The sequence below is a fragment of the Pseudomonas sp. FeS53a genome (genome assembly GCF_000931385.1).
GTDB lineage: Bacteria > Pseudomonadota > Gammaproteobacteria > Pseudomonadales > Pseudomonadaceae > Metapseudomonas > Metapseudomonas otitidis.
In genome coordinates, this window is sequence record NZ_JYFT01000075.1 from 141,296 (window position 1) to 158,963 (window position 17,668).

Genomic DNA, 17,668 nt, shown 5'->3' on the forward strand with positions numbered 1-17,668 from the left:
ACGAAGCGTGAAATTAGCGGCAATTTGCCACACGAAAGCCTCTAGAACGCCGATTTAGCGGGAACTCAACGTAGCTGGAAAGGGTCTGGAAATCCTGCTAGTTTCCGCCCCTGCCTTACCAGACCCAGGAGTCAACCGTGATCACAAGAATCATAAAGACCAGCCTCGCTCTCGCTGTTGCCGGCGCATCCACCTACAGCCTCGCCGGCGGTTTCGCCATCAACGAACAGAGCGTGAGCGGCATGGGTACTGCCTTCGCCGGCCGCTCCTCCTCGGCCGACGATGCCTCCACCGTCTTCGGCAACCCCGCCGGCATGTCGCGGCTCAAGCGCGAACAGGTCAGCGGCGGTGTTGCCCTGCTGGACGCCAAGACCGACATCGACCATGGCCGCGGATCCTTCTCGGGCAGCAACGACGGCGACATGGTCCCGTTCATCGGCGTGCCCATGGGCTACTACGTCAAACCCATCGACGACAAATGGACCTTCGGCCTCGGCATGTACGTGCCCTTCGGCCTGGTGACCGACTATGAGAACGGCTTCCAGGGCCGCTACTACGGCACCCGCAGCGAAGTTCGCGTGATCACCCTGCAGCCCACCGTCAGCTACAAGATCAACGACCAGCTCTCCGTCGGCTTCGGCCCCACCATCAACCGCATTGACGGCGAGCTGACCTCTGCCACGCTCAATCCATCTAGCCCAGGTAGCAACGATGGCAAGGTCAAGATCAAGGGTGACGACACTGCCTTGGGCTACAACGTAGGCGTGCTGTTCGAAGCCACCCCCAGCACTCGCCTCGGCCTGACCTACCACTCGATGGTCGACTTCAAGCTGGAAGGTGATACCCAGATTTCCGGAACCGGCTTTGGCCCCTTTGCCGGCAGCAAGTACGACGCCTCGCTGAAACTGAAAACCCCCGAGTCGGTCGACTTCTCCGTCACCCACGACCTGAATGCCGACTGGACCCTCTATGCCGGCACCACCTGGACCCGGTGGAGTCGCCTGAAAGACATCACGGTCAACAACAAGGGGGTTCCGGCGCCGCTGGCAGGTCGTATCGGCACCATCACCGAAGAACAGAACTGGCGCGACACCTGGTCCTACGCCGTCGGCGCAGCCTACAAGCTGAACCGCGAGTGGACCCTGCGTGCCGGCCTGGCCTACGACCAGAGCCCGACCCGCAACGAGTACCGCTCCCCGCGCATTCCCACCGATGACCGCAAGATCCTCAGCCTCGGTGCCGCCTGGAGCCCCAACGACGACTGGACCGTGGACCTCGCCTACTCCTACCTGAAGGAAGACGACGCCACCATCAATCAGAGCAGCAGCACCAAAGGCAGCTACTCCTCCACCTACAAGAACAGCGCCCACGGCCTGGGCGCCCAGGTCACCTACCGCTTCTGACCTGAACCCCGGCGGCCGTCGCTGCCGGGGTACACCCCAAAACGAAAACGCCGCGATTCCCTCTCGGGTATCGCGGCGTTTTCATGTGCGCCCGGGGTGACACATCACCCCGGGCAGCAGCCACCGTCAGGACTTCGGCGGCTCTTCGCGGTTCAGGTCCATCACCGTCGCAGCAGGTTCCACCGGCTTGCTCGGCTGCACCACCGGTGCCACCTCCGGCTGGACCGGCTCGGCCGCCTGCGGCGCTTCCTTCTTCTTGCCGCGGACACGGGCAATGACCCAGCCACCGATGGCGATCGGCACCCAGAAGAACTTCTTCAGCAGCACCAGCAGAATGGCCAGCAGGCCGGTCTTGGCGGCGACCTTGCCAGCGATCAGCGCGCCCAGACCGTAGGCCGCAACCTTGTCCAGGTCCGGGTTGAAGTCGGCGTAGCGGTTGCCCGGGTTGAACTCGGTCATCGCCAGCACCGCCGGCAGGTTCTGCTCGATGGTCGGCAACTGGTCCATGTTGGCGATGAAGTTCAGCACCAGCACGCCCTTACGGCCCAGCACGCGGATGTTGTAGTTCAGGGTGTGGGTTTCGGAATCGCCGAACTTCAGCTCCTTGGCCCAGTGCAGCTTGCGGCCATTGGCGTCATAGCGCGGCTGGGAGGCCCAGCCGATCAGCTGCACCGGCTCGTAGCCGTTCTCGGCGCGCCATTTGTTGTCTTCCTTGGTGTCGTCCTTCATGCCCTGCAGCATCTCGTTGTAGTCGATGTCGCTGGCATCCTCGTCGGACACGTAGCCGCTCTCCTCGTACTCGATGGTCACGGCCCAGGACTCATCGGCCAGCGGAGAGATGCCCTTGGGCAGGATCATGCCCAGCGGCTCCTCGGCATCCGGCGGGTTGCCCCAGGCCTCCACCAGCACGCGCTCGGCGTCCTTGCCGTCCAGGTAGACGAATTGCTCGGGTACATCCAGGGTGGCCAGGTTGTCACCGATCACCACCTTGCCCTGCTTGAAGTTCAGGCTGTTGAGGAACTCTTCCTCGCTCATGCCCTGCTCTTCATCGGCACCCTCGTCCGTGGCCTGTTCGGCCTGAGAGGTGCTCTCTTCAACGGGGGCTGCCGGCTTGGCGGCAAAGGCGGTGGGAATGGCGGCGGCCAGCAGTCCGGCCAGGATCAGGTCCTTGATCGACATGGGTGTCTCCAGGAGAGGGGGTGAAAAACAGGCCGCGAACCCTATCACAGGAACGCCACGCAAACCGGAACCAGCCGAAAGATTCTGAAACACACTCCCGGCTGATCAGCCTTTTCGCCCCCTCGCCGGGTCAGGGCTTGCTGTCCAGCGCCTGGCGGATCGCCTTCTGCAGGTCCTCGTCATCCGGGCTGGTGAGGCTGGAGAAATGCGCCACCACCTTGCCCTGGCGATCCACCACGTACTTGTAGAAGTTCCAGCGTGGCGCCTGCCCGGACTGCTCCATCAGCTCGCGGTAGAGCGGCGTCGCCTCGTCACCGGTCACGTGCTGCGGCTCGGTCATGGTGAAGGTCACGCCGTAGTTCACGTAGCAGACCTTCGCGGTCTCCTCCGTATTGGCCGCCTCCTGCTTGAAGTCGTCCGAAGGCACGCCCAGCACCTCGAAGCCCTCGGCCTTGTAGCGCTGGTACAACGCTTCCAGCCCCTTGAACTGCGGGGTGAACCCGCAGTGGCTGGCGGTGTTGACGATCAATAGCGGCTTGCCGGCGAAGCGCTCGCACAGGTCCACCGTCGCCTTGGCCCGCAACTGCGGCAGGCTGTGCTGCAACAGCGGTGGGCACTCCGCCGCCACGGCGGGCAAGGTGAACAGGGCGAGCAGGGGCACGGCGAACAGGCGTTTCATGGCAGGCATCCTCGGGCACGCGGCGGGTCAAGCGGTGGAGCAAGGCTAGCGCCGGGCCCGCCGGCCGGCAATCAGCACAGGCTCATGTTCAGTTGCAGCAGCGCCAGGCCACCCCGCTGCCACCCCCACCAGGCCAGCGCGGTCAGGCCCAGCACCAGGGCCGCCACGGCGACCAGCGCCAGGCGCGTCCTCACACCGCCACCTGCAGGCGCGCCACCGGGTGCTCGCGGATCGGCCAGTTCAGCGCGGCCGCCATCAGGCTGAGCAGGATGGAGATCTGCCACACCACTTCGTAGCTGCCGGTGTGGTCGTACAGGTAGCCGCCCAGCCAGCCACCGAGAAAGGCCCCGAGCTGGTGGAAGAGGAACACGATGCCGCCCAGCATCGACAGGTTGCGCACCCCAAACAGGGTCGCCACCGTGCCGTTGGTCAGCGGCACCGTCGACAACCACAACAGCCCCATCGCCATGCCGAAGGCATAGGCGCTCCACACCGACAGCGGCATATAGAGGAAGGCCAGGATCACCACTGCCCGCAGCAGGTACAGCACGGTCAGCAGCCGAGGCTTGGCCAGGCGCCCGCCCAGCCAGCCGGCGATGTAGGTGCCGAACACATTGAACAGCCCCACCAGCGCCAGCACCGTCGTGCCCACAGTTGCCGGCAGGTGCTGGTCCACCAGGTAGGCCGGCAAGTGAACGCCGATGAACACCACCTGGAACCCGCAGACGAAGAAGCCCAGCGACAACAGCCAGAACCCCCGGTGCACCGCCGCCTCGCGCAGCGCCTCGGCCAGGCTCTGCTCCGGCCCCTTGCTGGGCAACGGACGGTCCTTGAGCATCCCCGCCAGCGGCACGATCAACGCCACCAGCAGCCCCAGCGCCAGCAGCGCCGACGACCAGCCCAGCCAACTGATCAACCCCTGGGAGCCCGGCAGCATGGCGAACTGGCCGAACGAACCGGCTGCCGCCGCAATGCCCATGGCCATGCTGCGCTGCTCCATCGGCACCGCCCGCCCGACCACCCCGAGGATCACCGAGAACGACGTCCCCGACAGCCCGATGCCGATCAGCAGCCCCGCACTGGCCGAGAGCTGCAGCGGCGTATGGGACAGGCTCATCAGCACCAGCCCCAGCGCATAGAGCACACCGCCCACCACCACAGCCCGCGTCGCACCGAAGCGATCGGCCAGGGCCCCGGTGAAGGGTTGCGACAGCCCCCAGATCAGGTTCTGCAGCGCAATGGCAAAGGCGAACACCTCCCGCCCCCAGCCGAACTCCCCGCTCATCGGGGCCAGGAACAGGCCAAAGCCGTGGCGGATGCCCAGCGACAGCGCCAGGATCAGCGACGCCCCCAGCAACACCCAGCCACTCATGCGCCACATCGAATTCATTGCATGTCCTCTACGGGCAGGCACCCGCGTTATCGCGAAACAGTCAGTCCAGGGATTCCACGTCACCCAGCAGGGCCATCAGCGCATCGCGCTGCCCCTCGCCCAGGCGCTCAACCATCCGTCGCTGCACCGACTCCCAGGCAGGCAAGGCCAAGGCGACACAGGCCTGGCCCTCAGCGGTCAGGAACGCCACGCGGTTGCGCTGGTCCTCGCCCTCACCCAGCCCGACCAGGCCCTTGCCCTCCAGCACCCTCAGGTTGCGGCCCAGGGTGCTGCGGTCCAGCGCAAGCGCCTCCGCCAGGTCGGTGATGCTCGGCCGATCCAGCCGCTGCAGGTTCCTCAGCAGCGAATACTGGGCGACGTTGATCCCGGCGAATTCGAGCGCCTCGTCGTAGATGCGGGTCAGGTTGCGGCTGGCGCGGCGCAGCCGCGTGCACAGGCAGGGGGAAGTCGACATGAATGCGTGTATATACCCGCATCAAGGAAAGCGTCAACGAAAACCGCAACCGCCGGCCGGTATTGTCCGAACTGCCAGACGCCACCGTTCCCGCTGCCAAGGCCGACATGACCGGTGCGCCGTATAACTCGGCGCGACTGCCACCTGCCTGCCGAGGTTCCGATGCCCAGCTACAAGGCGCCCCTGCGCGACACCCGTTTCCTGCTCAACGAAGTCTTCGACTTCCCCGCCCACTACCGCAGCCTCGCCAACGGCCAGGACGCCACCCCCGACATGGTCGACGCCATCCTCGGCGAGTGCGCGAAGCTCTGCGAGGAAGTCATCGCCCCGCTCTACCACTCAGGCGACGAGGAAGGCTGCCACCTGGAGAACGGCGAAGTGCGCACGCCCAAGGGCTACAAGGAGGCCTACGACGCCTACGTCGCCGGCGGCTGGCAGGGCCTTTCGCACCCGGTGGAATACGGCGGCCAGGGCCTGCCCATGAGCCTCGGCGCTCTCAAGCAGGAGATGCTCGGCACCGCCAACTGGCCCTTCTCCATGTACCCCGGCCTCTCCCTCGGCGCCATGAATACCCTCATGCAGCACGGCACCGAGGAACAGAAACGCACCTACCTCACCCCGCTCACCGAAGGCCGCTGGGCCGGCACCATGTGCCTCACCGAACCCCAGTGCGGCACCGACCTGGGCCAGGTGAAGACCCGCGCCGACGCCAACGCCGACGGCAGCTACGCCCTCACCGGCACCAAGATCTTCATCTCCTCCGGGGACCACGACCTCACCGAGAACATCATCCACATCGTCCTCGCCCGCCTGCCCGACGCGCCCAAGGGCACCCGTGGCATCTCCCTGTTCATCGTGCCCAAGTTCCTCCCCGGCGCCGACGGCGGCCTCGGCCCGCGCAATGGCGTCAGCTGCGGCGCGCTGGAGAAGAAGATGGGGATCAAGGCCTCGGCCACCTGCGTGATGAATTTCGACGGCGCCACCGGCTACCTCATCGGCCCGCCGAACAAGGGCCTGGAATGCATGTTCACCTTCATGAACAGCGCCCGCATCGGCACCGCCATCCAGGGCGTCGCCACCGCCGAACTGGCCTACCAGGGCGCCCTCGCCTACGCCCGCGAACGCCGCTCCATGCGCGCCCTCTCCGGCACCAAGGAGCCCGGCGAGGTGGCCGACGTGCTGATGCACCACGGTGACGTGCGGCGCATGCTGCTGACCCAGAAGGCCATCGCCGAAGGCGGCCGCGCGCTGGTCTACCTCGCCACCCAGTACGCCGACCGCATGATCGAAGGCATCCTGCAGAACGACACCGGCAAGTACGAACACTGGGACGACAAGCTCGGCTTCCTCACCCCCATCCTCAAGGGCTGCCTCACCGAACTGGGCCTGGAGAGCGCCAACCTCGGCATGCAGGTATTCGGCGGCCACGGCTACATCCGCGAGCACGGCATGGAGCAGATCGTCCGCGACGCCCGCATCGCCACCCTCTACGAAGGCACCACCGGCATCCAGGCCCTCGACCTGCTCGGCCGCAAGGTGCTGCTGATGACCCAGGGCAAGGCCGTGCGCGACTTCACCGGGCAGATGGCCCGCTTCGCCGTGGACCTGATCAAGCAGGAGCCCGCCATGCGCGGCCGCGCCCTCACCCTGCTCAAGCTCGCCGGGCAGTGGAACGTCCTGACCCTGCGCATCGCCCTGCGCGCCCGCAAGGACCGCGACCTGGTGGGCACCGCCAGCCACGACTTCCTCATGTACGCCGGCTACGCCGCCCTCGCCTACGCCTGGGCCCTGCAGGAAGCCGCCGCCCGCCGCCACCTGCGTGAAGGCGGCAGCGAGTCCGAGGACTTCTACCGCGCCAAGCTGGCCACCAGCGACTTCTACTTCGACCGCCTGCTGCCCCGCGCCAAGGGCCACGCCGTCGCCATGACCAAGCCCACCGGCTCGGTGATGGGCCTGCCGGGGGAGCATTTCGTCTTCGAATGAGGCACCGGGTGGGGCATCGCCCCAGGCGCTCCCGGCGGGAGGCCTGGGGCAGACGACGCCAGGCCTTCAGCTATCCCCATGAAATGTCGCCGTCACACAGCTGATGTTTCTTACAGCGGACGAAACGGACGAAGCCTTAGCCGGTCCGCCAACGGGTGGTAGCGTCGCGCCGCCCTGAGCCCCCATCAAGGACATGCCGATGACCCCATCTGCCCGCATCACCGGAGCGTTGCTCGCCTTCCTCGCCACCACCCAGGCCCAGGCCGCCCCCGATCCCCGGCCCGACGCCTACAACCTGCTCACCCACAACGCCTTCTTCCTCACGCCGCTGCCATTCAAGTTCAGCTGGAACAACCAGGAGCGCGCGCGCCTGATGACCCGCGCCGCGTACCTGGAGGATCGCGACCTGGTGATCTTCAACGAACTGTTCGACAACGCCGCCTCCGACATCCTGCTGAACGGCCTGAAGGACCGCTACCCGCACCAGACGCCCGTCCTCGGCCGCTCCACTGCCGGCTGGGACGCCACCACCGGCAACCCCGCCGCCAACCTCGAGGACGGCGGCGTCGCCATCGTCAGCCGCTGGCCCATCGCACGCCGGGTGCAATACCTCTACCGCGATGCCTGTGGCGCCGACCGGCTGGCCAACAAGGGCTTCGTCTACGTCAAGGTGCTGCGCGGCGAGCGCCCCTTCCACGTCATCGCCACCCACACCCAGGCCGCCGACAGCGCCTGCCCGGATGGAGGCCGTGCCGTGCGGGAAAGCCAGTTCAGGGAAATGCGCGCCTTCATCGACCGCGAGAACATCCCCGCCAACGAAGTGCTGTTCATCGGCGGCGACCTCAACGTCATCCGCGGCAGCGACGAATACCCGCACATGCTGGCCCAGCTGGACCTGCGCGAGCCCGACAGCTACGCCGGTGCCTCCGCCACCTTCGACACCCGGCGCAACGGCGTCACCGGCTACCAGTACCCCTACAAGGACAACGGCCCCGGCAAGGCGCCGAGCAACCCGCCGGAGTACCTCGACTACATCCTCGTCTCCAACCGCCACGGCCAGGTGTCCTACTGGCACAACCAGGCGCTGGACATCCCCTCCCCGCGCTGGAGCGCCAGCGACGGCGTCAACACCTGGTACTACCAGGACTACTCCGACCACTACCCGGTGGCCGCCTTCACCTACGCCGACCCGCTGCGCACGCCGCAGCAGGCCTACAAGCCCACCGACAACCGCTATGCCCGCGTGGTGCTGCGCAGCCTGGACAACGGCAACGCCCTGCGCACCGGGGCAAAGGCCACCAACTGGGTCACCGTCACCGGCAACGGCCGCGACGACGCCAGCACCTTCAGCCTCAATGCCTGGGACCACTTCGCCAGCTTCTGCGTGCGCAACGGCGACTACGTCACCCTGGAATCCCGCGCCTACCCCGGCTACTTCCTCACCTGGTACGAACACGGCGCCGGCAAATGGGGCTACTACCCCGCCGCCGGCAAGCCCTCGCGGCACCTGCGCGTGCAGATCGACAACGACCAGGGGCAGTGCCTGAAGGACGGCGACCAGGTGGCCTTCATCGACTACAGCGGGCAACGCCCCCTGCCCGGCCACGACTACTACCTGAAGATCTGGCCCGACGGCGCCTGGAAGGACCACCTGTTCCTCTGGGGCAACGCACAGGACGGCAGCCGCTTCCGTGTGGAAGTAGCCCCCACCGCCGTCCATGAGGATTGGCGCAGCAAGCTGCGTTTCTGAACCGGGTCGCACCGGGGCCGCGCGGCCCCGGTGCTCAGGCCAGCAGCACCACCGCCACCAGCACCGCCACCTCCACCAGCTCCACCAGCGCTCCGGCAGTGTCCCCGGTGGTGCCGCCCAGCCGGCGCATCAGGCCGCGCCGCCACACGGCGAACACGGCCAGGGCCGCCGCCAGCGACACCAGCGCCACCCAGCCGAACACCAGGCCCAGCAGCGCGTGGGCGCCCAGCACCCAGGGTAGCGCCTGGCGCGGCAGGTGCTCGGCCAGGGCCTGGCCCAGCCCGCCCGGGCGCACGTAGGGGGTGGTCATGAACAGCAGCGGCAGCAGGCCACGCGCCAGCCAGGGCGCCAGCAGCAGCGCGGCGATGGGGCCCTGCTCCAGCAACGCCACCAGCGCGGCGAACTTCAGCAGCAACACCAGCACCAGCACCACCACCGCGATGGGGCCGCTGCGCGGGTCCTTCATGATCGCCAGGGTGCGCTCGCGGTCGCCGTAGCCGCCGACCCAGGCGTCCGCCGTATCGGCCAGGCCATCCAGGTGCAGACCACCGCTCAGGGCCACCCAGGCGGCCAGCAGCAGCGCCGCCTTGAGCAGCAGCGCGGTGTCACCCAGCAGCCACTCCAGGCCGAGCAGCAACAGGCCGAGCAGCGCGCCCACCAGCGGGTAGAACAGCAGCGAGCGACCGATCTGCTGCGGCTCGGGCATGCCCGGCAGGCGCACCGGCAGGCGGGTGAGGAACTGCAGGGCGATCAGCAACGGCGTCATGGCAGCACGATCCGTTGCAGCGAGGCGTGGGGCACCTCGACGCTCATCAGCTGCTGCCGAGGCAGGCCCCGGGCCTGCGCCAGCAACAGGCGGATCACCCCGCCATGGCTGACCACCAGCACCGGCCCATCGCCGCCCTCCAGCAGCCGCTGGCGGGCCGCCAGCACCCGTGCCTCGAAGGCCTCCAGCGGCTCACCGTTGGGCGGGGTGAAGGCATAGGGATCGTTCCAGAAGGCACCGAGCCCGTCGGCGTCGGTTTCCATCAGCTCGGCCGCACTGCGCCCTTCCCAGTCACCGAAATGCAGCTCGCGCAGGTCCTCGTCGAAGGCCAGGGGCAGCGCCAGCCGCTCCGCCAGCTCGCGGGCGAAGGTGGCGCAGCGCTGCAGCGGCGAGCTGACGATCCGCGTCCAGGGCCCGGCGCCTTCCACGGCTGCGCGCATCTGCGTCCAGCCGGTGGCGGTCAGGGCATCGTCGAGGCTGCCGCGAAAGCCGCCCCCGCGCTCCGTCTCGCCATGGCGCAGCAGGTCGATGACCAGGCTCATGCCGGGCGGTCCGAGACGGCCGCCTCGGCGAAGGTGGCCATGCCGCCGTGCAGCTCGCAGGCCAGGCGCAGCAGCGGCAAGGCCACCGCCGCACCACTGCCCTCGCCCAGGCGCAGGCCCAGGTCCAGCAGCGGCTCGGCGCCCAACGCCTCCAGCACCGCCAGGTGGCCCGGCTCGGCGGAGCGATGGGCGAACAACAGCCAGGGGCGGCACGCGGGGTTGAGGCGCACGGCACAGAGCGCGGCAACGCTGCAGATGAAGCCGTCCACCAGTACCGGGATGCCGTGCTGGGCACAGGCCAGGTAGGCGCCCGCCAGGGCCGCCAGCTCGAAGCCGCCCAGGCGCCGCAGGGCCTCCAGGGGAGCCTCGCAGTGAGCCCGGTGCAGGGCCAGGGCCTGGTCGATCACCTGGGCCTTGCGCTGCACGCCCGCCGCGTCCAGGCCGGTGCCGGGGCCCGCCAGGGTGGTGGCGGAGGTGCCGGTCAGGGCGGCGGCCAGGGCACTGGCAGTGGTGGTGTTGCCGATGCCCATCTCGCCGCCCAGGTACAGGTCGGCACCTTCGGCACGGGCACGCTCGGCGCTGTCGCGACCGGCCGCCAGCGCGGCGTGGCACTGGGCCTCGCTCATCGCCGGGCCCTGGGCGAAGTTCGCCGTGCCCGGCCCGAGGTTCAGGTGCAGCACACCGGGCAGCGACTCGATGGGGACGGCGGTGCCCAGGTCCACCAGCTCCAGCGGTGCGCCCTGGGTGCGGGCCAGCACGCTGATGGCGGCGCCGCCGCGCACGAAGTTGCGCAGCATCTCGCCGGTCACCGCCTGGGGATAGGCCGACACGCCCTCGGCCACCACGCCGTGGTCACCGGCAAACACGGTGAACCAGGGTCGCTCGATGCGCGGACGCTCGCGGCCCTGCAGGGCCGCCAGGGTCACGGCCACGTCCTCCAGGCGGCCCAGGGCGCCACGGGGCTTGGTCAACTGGTCCTGCCGGGCGAGGGCCAGGTCGCGGGCGGAGGCGTCTTCGGGTTGGCAGGCGGCCAGCCACCAGGCGTCGGTGTTCATCAGGAAGCTCCCTTCAACAGCATGGGCAGGCCGGCGACGGTGAAGGTCACGCGGGTGCAGCGCTCGGCCAGGGCCTGGTGCAGCCAGCCCGCCTCGTCCACGTAGCGCCGGGTCAGTTCACCCAGGGGCACCACCCCCAGGCCGGTTTCATTGCTCACCAGCAGCACGCGGCCGGGCAGCTCGGCGATGCAGGCCAGCAGCGCATCGCGCTCGGCGGCCAGGCGCGCATCGTCCTCCAGCATCAGCAGGTTGGTGAGCCAGAGGGTCAGGCAGTCCACCAGCAGGCAGGTGCCGGCACTGGCGTGCTCGCGCAGCACGCGGGCCAGTTCCACAGGCTCCTCCACCAGGCCCCAGTGGTCGGGCCGGCGGGCGCGGTGATGGGCGACGCGGGCGCTCATCTCGCCATCCAGCGGCTGGCTGGTGGCGATGTACACCACCGCCAGGCCGGAGTCGGCCGCCTGTCGTTCGGCCAGGCGGCTCTTGCCCGAGCGGGCGCCGCCGAGGATCAGTTCAGCCATGGGCAGGCTCCAGGCCGCAGAGGCGGCGCAGCAGGTCGGTGTCCAGGTGGCGCTCGACCTGATCGGCCAGGCGCTCGATGTCGCGTTCGCGCAGCGCCGGGTAGTCCACGGCCTGCACCTGCTCCAGGCCGGCCCAGCGCAGCAGCGCCTCGCGGGCCTCGGCGCCTTCGAACAGGCCGTGCAGGTAGGTGCCGAGCACCTGGCCGTCCGGGCTCAGGGCACCGTCACAGCGGCCATCCTCCAGCTGGGCGACGGGGCGCTCCAGGGCCGGGCCCTGGCTGACGCCGGCGTGGATCTCGTAGCCGCTCACCGGCACCAGCACGTCGCCCAGGCTCAGGCGACCGCGCACGTTGCGCAGTTGCTTCTCCGGCTCCAGCACGGTGTCCAGTTCCAGCAGGCCGAGGCCCTCGCTCTCCCCCGCCGGGCCTTCCAGGGCATGGGGATCGGCGATGCGCCGGCCGAGCATCTGGTAGCCGCCGCAGATGCCCAGCACCTTGCCGCCGTAGCGCAGGTGACGGGCCAGGGCGCGGTCCCAGCCGTGCTCGCGCAGCCGCGCCAGGTCGGCGCGCACGCTCTTGGAGCCGGGGAGGATGACCAGGTCCGCCGGTGGCAGCGGCTGCCCCGGTGCGACGAAGGTGAGCTGCACCTGCGGGTGCAGGCGCAGGGGATCGAAATCGGTGTGGTTGCTGATGCGCGGCAGCACCGGCACCGCCACCCGCAGCACCTCGCCGGTCTTGTCGGCCTGGCGGCGGTCGATGGCGTCCTCGGCCTCCAGGTGGAAGTCGGTGAGGTACGGCAGCACCCCCAGCACCGGCTTGCCGGTGCGCTGCTCCAGCCAGTCGAGGCCGGGTTGCAGCAGGGCGATGTCGCCCCGGAAGCGGTTGATGACGAAGCCCTTCACCCGCGCCTGCTCGCTGTCCGAGAGCAGTTCCAGGGTGCCCACCAGGTGGGCGAACACGCCGCCCCGGTCGATGTCGGCGATGAGGATCACCGGGCAGTCCACCGCCTCGGCGAAGCCCATGTTGGCGATGTCGTTGGCGCGCAGGTTGATCTCCGCCGGGGAGCCGGCGCCCTCCACCATCACCACCTGGTAGCCCGCCTGCAGACGCTGGTGGGAGGCCAGCACCGCCTGCAGGGCGACCTTCTTGTAGTCGTGGTAGGCCACGGCGTTCATCGAGGTGACGGCGCGGCCGTGGATGATCACCTGGGCGCCGGTGTCGCTGTTGGGCTTGAGCAGCACCGGGTTCATGTCGGTGTGCGGCGCCAGCCCGCAGGCCTGGGCCTGCACCGCCTGGGCGCGGCCGATCTCGCCGCCGTCGGCGGTCACCGCGCTGTTCAGCGCCATGTTCTGCGGCTTGAACGGCACCACCGCCACGCCCTGGCGCTTGAGCCAGCGGCACAGCGCGGTCACCAGGGTGCTCTTGCCGGCGTCGGAGGTGGTGCCCTGCACCATGAGGGTGGTCATGCGAACTCCTGGTTGAAGCCGGCCAGCGTCTCGTCGAGGCGGCGCCAGCCGGCCTCGTCCGGCGGCAGGCCGAAGCGCAGGCTGGGCGGTGCGGTGAACAGCCGGGTGAGGATGCCCCGCGCCGCCAGGTATTCGTGCAGCACCTTGGCGTGGGGCATGGCCACCCACTGGAACAGCGCGCAGCCGCCGGTGGGCACTAGGCCGTGGCCGGCCAGCAGGGCCTCCAGGCGCTGCCCGTCGGCCAGTAGGCGCTCGCGCTGCCGGGCCTGGCCGGCGCGGTCTTCCAGCAGGCCCCGGGCCAGGGCGCGGGCCGGGCCGCTGACGGTCCAGGGACCGAGCAGTTCGTCCAGCTCGCCCAGCAGCCGCCCCTCGGCCAGCACGAAGCCCAGGCGCAGGCCGGCCAGGCCGAAGAACTTGCCGAAGGAGCGCAGCACGATCAGCCCCGGCAGGTGGCTGGCAGTGGCCAGGCTCTGCTCCGGGGTGACGTCCATGAACGCCTCGTCCACCACCAGCCAGCCGCCGCGCTCGGCCAGGCGGCCATGCCAGTCCAGCAGCAGGTCCGGGGTGAAGCGTTGCCCGGTGGGGTTGTTGGGGTTGACCACCAGCAGCACGTCGAGGCGGTCCACGGCACGGCGGGCGCCGGCTTCGCTGATCTCTTCGAGGCGGTGGCCTTCACGGCGCCAGGCGGCGGCATGCTCGGCGTAGCACGGCGAGATGATGCCCACCTGGCTGCGCTTGCGCAGGCGCGGCAGGGCCTGGATCGCCGCCTGGGAACCGGCCACCGGCAGCAGCCCGCAGGCGCCGTAGTAGTCGCGGGCGGCGTCTTCCAGGCCGTCGTCCCGCTCCGGCAGGCGGGCCCAGGCCTGAGCGGGGATCGGCGGCAGGGTCAGGCCGTAGGGGGCGATGCCGGTGGAGAGGTCCAGCCAGTCGCCTTCGGGAATGCGATAGCGCTGCGCGGCGAGGCGCAGCCGTCCGCCATGTTCAAGCAAGGAGCCACCCTCCGACGATCAGTACGGCGACCCAGAGCATCACGCCCTGGCGCACCAGGTCCATGCCACGCTGGATGTCGGCGGCGCGGGCGGGCTCGCCCTCCCCCAGGCGCGGCCGCTCGTGCAGCTCGCCGTGGTAGATCGCCGGCCCGCCCAGTTGCACGCCCAGCGCACCGGCGCCGGCCGCCATCACCGGGCCGGCGTTGGGGCTGTCCCACAGCGGCGCCTGCTGGCGCCAGCACTGCAGGGCCAGCGCCGTCTTGCCGAGCACGGCGTAGGTCAGCGCCACCAGGCGCGCGGGGATGTAGTTGAGGAGGTCGTCGATGCGCGCCGCCGCCCAGCCGAAGCGTTCGAAGCGCGCGTTGCGGTAGCCCCACATGGCGTCGAGGGTGTTGGCCAGGCGGTAGAGCACCACGCCCGGCGCGCCGGCCACGGCGAACCAGAACAGTGCGGCGAACACCGCGTCGCTGCCATTCTCCAGCACCGACTCGGTGGCGGCGCGGGCCACGGCGCTGTCGTCCAGCTCGCGGGTGTCGCGGCTGACCATGTAGCCGACCCGCTCCCGCGCGCGGGCCAGGTCACCCTGTTCCAGCGCCTGGGCCACCGGCTCGGCGTGTTCGTTGAGGCTGCGCAGGCCGATGGCGGCATACAGCGCCAGCACGCTGACCACCCAGCCCAGGCCGGGGATATCGGCCAGCAGCCAGACCACCGCCGTCGGCGGCAGCACCGCCAGCAGCCAGGCGCTGACGCCGTGGCTGCGCCAGCCGCGTCCACCCGGATTGAAACGACGCTCCAGGCGCTCGGCCCAGCGGCCGAACAGCACCAGCGGGTGGCCGCGACGGGGCTCGCCGAACAGGGCGTCCAGCAGCAGTGCGACCAGTGTGGTCAGGCCCAGGCTCATTGCGTGTGTCCCCAATGGTTCTCGAACAGCAGATCACTCAGCGGGCGCGGCTGCGCCCAGCCTTCCAGCGCCAGCATCGGCGCCGGGTAGAAGGCTTCCACCGGGCCCAGGCAGAGCACCGCCAGGGGCTTGCTGCCGGGCGGCATGCCCAGCAGCTCGGCCAGGGCCTGGGGCTCGAACAGCGAGACCCAGCCCATGCCCAGCCCTTCGGCGCGGGCGGCGAGCCAGAGATTCTGAATGGCGCAGGCCAGCGAAGCCATATCCATTTCCGGCAGGGTGCGTCGCCCGAAGACATGGGCTTCGCGCCCGTCCATCAGGCCGGCCACCAGCAGCTCGGCGCAGTCAAGGATGCCCTCCACCTTCAGCCGCATGAATTCGTCGGAACGCTCGCCCAGGGCCTCGGCGGTGCGCACCCGCTCCGCTTCCACCAGGCCGTGGATGGCCTCGCGCAGCGCCCGGTCGCGGATGCGGATGAAACGCCAGGGCTGCATCAGGCCGACGCTGGGCGCCTGGTGGGCGGCCTCCAGCAGCCGCGCCAGCAGCTCGGGCGCCACCTCGCCACCGGCGAAGTGGCGCATGTCGCGACGCTCGGCGATGACCCGGTAGATCGCCTCGCGGTCCTCGGGGCGGTAGGCGTGGTCGCTCATGGGCGCAGCAGCTCCGCAGCCGCCCGGGGGTTGGACGGCAGGTAGAAGTGGATGTACGAGGCGGTCAGCCGGCCAATGCGGTACACCGCCTCGGCCACCGGCTTGTCGTTGGGACACAGGCCACGCACCAGCGGTGCCTCGGGGGACTCCAGCAGCGAGTGGTGGAAGGTGTGCCCGCGCAGGGTGCCTTCCGGCAGCGCGGCTTCCTGCAGGGCCAGGGCGGCCAGGCGCTTCTGCATCACCGCGCGGCCGGGCAGCAGGCCCAGCAGCTCGGCGGACTGGCCGGCGGCATCGGTGAGCGCCTCCAGCAGGTAGAGCATGCCGCCGCACTCGGCGAGGATCGGCTTGCCGGCCTGGTGGTGGGCGCGGACGGCGGCGGCCATGGCCGGGTTGCCGGCCAGCTGCGGCAGGTGCAGCTCCGGGTAGCCACCGGGCAGGTAGAGGCTGTCCACCGCCGGCAGCTCGGCGTCCACCAGGGGCGAGAAGAACACCAGCTCGGCGCCCAGGCGCTGCAGCAGGTCGAGGTTGCCCTGGTAGAGGAAGGCGAAGGAGGTGTCACGGGCGACGCCGATGCGCACGCCTTCGAGCCAGGGCTCCAGGGGTTCGGCTGCCGGCGCGGCGAAGGCCACGGCGGGCGGCAGCGCCACTTCGGCGCTGGCGGCCAGGGCGTCGGCGGCGGCGTCCAGGCGGGCGTCCAGGTCGGCCAGCTCCTCGGCCTGCACCAGCCCCAGGTGGCGGCTGGGCAGCTCCACCTCGGCGCTGCGCGGCAGGGCGCCGTACCAGCGGATCCAGTCCGGCAGGCTGTCGCGGATCAGGTCGCTGTGGCGCTGGCTGCCGACGCGGTTGCCGAGCACGCCGGCGAACGGCAGGTCCGGCTGGTAGGTGGCCAGGCCCACGGCCAGGGCGCCGAAGGTCTGGGCCATGGCGGCGCCGTTGATCACCCCCAGCACCGGCACGCCGAAGTGCCGCGCCAGGTCGGCGGCGGACGGCGAGCCGTCGAACAGCCCCATGACGCCCTCGATGAGGATCAGGTCCGCCTCCCCCGCCGCTTCCCACAGCAGGCGCCGGCTCTCGGCCTCGCCGATCATCCACAGGTCCAGCTGGTAGACCGGGTGGCCGGAGGCGCGGGCGAGGATCATCGGGTCGAGGAAGTCCGGCCCGCACTTGAACACCCGCACGCGCCGGCCCTGGCGGGCGTGCAGGCGCGCCAGGGCGGCGGTGACGGTGGTCTTGCCCTGGCCGGAAGCGGGTGCGGCGATGAGCAGTGCGGGGCAGGTGCGGGTCATCAGAACTCCACGCCTTTCTGGGCCTTCACCCCGGCCTTGAAGGCGTGCTTGACCAGGCTCATCTCGGTGACGGTGTCCGCCGCCTCGATCAGCGCCTCGGGCGCGCCCCGGCCGGTGGCGACCACGTGCTGGTGCTCGGGACGGGACTCGATGTCGCGGAGCACGGTCTCCAGGTCCAGGTAGCCGTGCTTGAGGGCGATGTTCAGTTCGTCGAGCACCACCAGGCCCACCTCGGGGTCGTCCAGCAGTTCACGGGCCACGGCCCAGGCGGCGCGGGCCTTGTCGATGTCGCGCTGGCGGTCCTGGGTGTCCCAGGTGTAGCCCTCGCCCATGACGTGGAAGCTCACCTCTTCGGGGAAGCGGCGGAAGAAGGCCTCCTCGCCGGTGGACATGCCGCCCTTGATGAACTGCACCACGCCCACCTTGAAGCCGTGGCCGAGGGCGCGGGCGACCATGCCGAAGGCGGAGCTGCTCTTGCCCTTGCCGTTGCCGGTGTGCACCAGCAGCAGGCCGTATTCGTCCTGGGCCTGGGCGATCTTCTCGTCGATCAGGGCTTTCTTGCGCTGCATGCGCGCCTTGTGGCGCTGGTCGCGTTCGGGGGATTCGCTCATGGGAGTCCTCGGTTCGGGCCGACGCGGGCGCCGGCGGAAGGATGCGC

Annotated in this window: 18 protein-coding genes; 3 read left to right on the forward strand and 15 right to left on the reverse strand. The window is 69.8% G+C overall.

Annotated features, from left to right (window positions below; translation table 11 throughout):
* The first annotated feature begins 137 nt into the window (after positions 1 to 137).
* Positions 138 to 1,403: an OmpP1/FadL family transporter gene (locus SZ55_RS23370; protein WP_152644539.1), complete on the forward strand. Its 1,266-nt coding sequence runs from the start codon at positions 138 to 140 to the stop codon at positions 1,401 to 1,403.
* Positions 1,404 to 1,529: 126 nt separating this feature from the next.
* Here SZ55_RS23370 and SZ55_RS23375 read toward each other — a convergent pair whose 3' ends face one another.
* The 5 genes from SZ55_RS23375 to SZ55_RS23390 form a co-directional block, all read right to left on the reverse strand.
* A complete protein-coding gene (locus SZ55_RS23375; protein ID WP_044412442.1) occupies positions 1,530 to 2,582 on the reverse strand; it encodes a DUF2167 domain-containing protein in 1,053 nt (350 codons plus the stop codon).
* Positions 2,583 to 2,712: 130 nt separating this feature from the next.
* Complete coding sequence (locus tag SZ55_RS23380) at positions 2,713 to 3,261, reverse strand: glutathione peroxidase (RefSeq protein ID WP_044412446.1); 549 nt, start codon at positions 3,259 to 3,261, stop codon at positions 2,713 to 2,715.
* Positions 3,262 to 3,332: 71 nt separating this feature from the next.
* Positions 3,333 to 3,455 (reverse strand): hypothetical protein, encoded by a 123-nt coding sequence (locus tag SZ55_RS28845; protein ID WP_269082615.1) that lies wholly within the window; start codon positions 3,453 to 3,455, stop codon positions 3,333 to 3,335.
* On the reverse strand, positions 3,452 to 4,642 hold the full coding sequence (locus SZ55_RS23385) for an MFS transporter (RefSeq protein ID WP_152644542.1): 1,191 nt from the start codon (positions 4,640 to 4,642) through the stop codon (positions 3,452 to 3,454). Before SZ55_RS23385 ends, SZ55_RS28845 begins: the two co-directional genes overlap by 4 nt.
* 52 nt (positions 4,643 to 4,694) lie before the next feature.
* A complete protein-coding gene (locus SZ55_RS23390) occupies positions 4,695 to 5,108 on the reverse strand; it encodes a MarR family winged helix-turn-helix transcriptional regulator (protein WP_044412450.1) in 414 nt (137 codons plus the stop codon).
* 162 nt (positions 5,109 to 5,270) lie between these two features.
* Here SZ55_RS23390 and SZ55_RS23395 point away from each other — a divergent pair, with 162 nt between their 5' ends.
* On the forward strand, positions 5,271 to 7,091 hold the full coding sequence (locus SZ55_RS23395; RefSeq protein ID WP_044412453.1) for an acyl-CoA dehydrogenase C-terminal domain-containing protein: 1,821 nt from the start codon (positions 5,271 to 5,273) through the stop codon (positions 7,089 to 7,091).
* Between the two features lie 199 nt (positions 7,092 to 7,290).
* On the forward strand, positions 7,291 to 8,841 hold the full coding sequence (gene sph / locus SZ55_RS23400) for a sphingomyelin phosphodiesterase (RefSeq protein ID WP_044412456.1): 1,551 nt from the start codon (positions 7,291 to 7,293) through the stop codon (positions 8,839 to 8,841).
* Positions 8,842 to 8,875: 34 nt separating this feature from the next.
* Here the strand turns inward: sph and SZ55_RS23405 are convergent, their stop codons facing one another.
* Genes SZ55_RS23405 through cobO form a run of 10 tightly spaced genes read right to left on the reverse strand, consistent with a single transcriptional unit; the run spans position 8,876 to position 17,621 of the window.
* Positions 8,876 to 9,607 carry an adenosylcobinamide-GDP ribazoletransferase gene (locus SZ55_RS23405; RefSeq protein ID WP_044412459.1) on the reverse strand — a complete coding sequence of 244 codons (732 nt, stop codon included), beginning with the start codon at positions 9,605 to 9,607 and terminating at the stop codon, positions 8,876 to 8,878.
* Positions 9,604 to 10,149 carry an alpha-ribazole phosphatase family protein gene (gene cobC, locus SZ55_RS23410; RefSeq protein ID WP_044412461.1) on the reverse strand — a complete coding sequence of 182 codons (546 nt, stop codon included), beginning with the start codon at positions 10,147 to 10,149 and terminating at the stop codon, positions 9,604 to 9,606. The genes SZ55_RS23405 and cobC overlap by 4 nt, the downstream gene beginning before the upstream one ends.
* Positions 10,146 to 11,204, reverse strand: a complete 1,059-nt coding sequence (cobT, locus tag SZ55_RS23415; protein WP_044412464.1) for a nicotinate-nucleotide--dimethylbenzimidazole phosphoribosyltransferase — start codon at positions 11,202 to 11,204, stop codon at positions 10,146 to 10,148. Before cobT ends, cobC begins: the two co-directional genes overlap by 4 nt.
* A complete protein-coding gene (gene cobU, locus SZ55_RS23420) occupies positions 11,204 to 11,722 on the reverse strand; it encodes a bifunctional adenosylcobinamide kinase/adenosylcobinamide-phosphate guanylyltransferase (protein ID WP_044412467.1) in 519 nt (172 codons plus the stop codon). Before cobU ends, cobT begins: the two co-directional genes overlap by 1 nt.
* Positions 11,715 to 13,187, reverse strand: a complete 1,473-nt coding sequence (locus tag SZ55_RS23425) for a cobyric acid synthase (protein ID WP_044412470.1) — start codon at positions 13,185 to 13,187, stop codon at positions 11,715 to 11,717. Before SZ55_RS23425 ends, cobU begins: the two co-directional genes overlap by 8 nt.
* The gene (gene cobD / locus SZ55_RS23430) at positions 13,184 to 14,176 is read right to left on the reverse strand and encodes a threonine-phosphate decarboxylase CobD (RefSeq protein ID WP_044412473.1); all 993 of its coding nucleotides are present in this window, start codon (positions 14,174 to 14,176) and stop codon (positions 13,184 to 13,186) included. The genes SZ55_RS23425 and cobD overlap by 4 nt, the downstream gene beginning before the upstream one ends.
* Complete coding sequence (cbiB, locus tag SZ55_RS23435) at positions 14,169 to 15,077, reverse strand: adenosylcobinamide-phosphate synthase CbiB (protein ID WP_044412476.1); 909 nt, start codon at positions 15,075 to 15,077, stop codon at positions 14,169 to 14,171. Before cbiB ends, cobD begins: the two co-directional genes overlap by 8 nt.
* Positions 15,074 to 15,724 (reverse strand): 5,6-dimethylbenzimidazole synthase, encoded by a 651-nt coding sequence (bluB, locus tag SZ55_RS23440; protein WP_044412479.1) that lies wholly within the window; start codon positions 15,722 to 15,724, stop codon positions 15,074 to 15,076. The genes cbiB and bluB overlap by 4 nt, the downstream gene beginning before the upstream one ends.
* A complete protein-coding gene (locus SZ55_RS23445) occupies positions 15,721 to 17,010 on the reverse strand; it encodes a cobyrinate a,c-diamide synthase (RefSeq protein WP_152644540.1) in 1,290 nt (429 codons plus the stop codon). The genes bluB and SZ55_RS23445 overlap by 4 nt, the downstream gene beginning before the upstream one ends.
* A complete protein-coding gene (cobO, locus tag SZ55_RS23450) occupies positions 17,010 to 17,621 on the reverse strand; it encodes a cob(I)yrinic acid a,c-diamide adenosyltransferase (protein ID WP_044412485.1) in 612 nt (203 codons plus the stop codon). Before cobO ends, SZ55_RS23445 begins: the two co-directional genes overlap by 1 nt.
* Between the last annotated feature and the right edge of the window lie 47 nt (positions 17,622 to 17,668).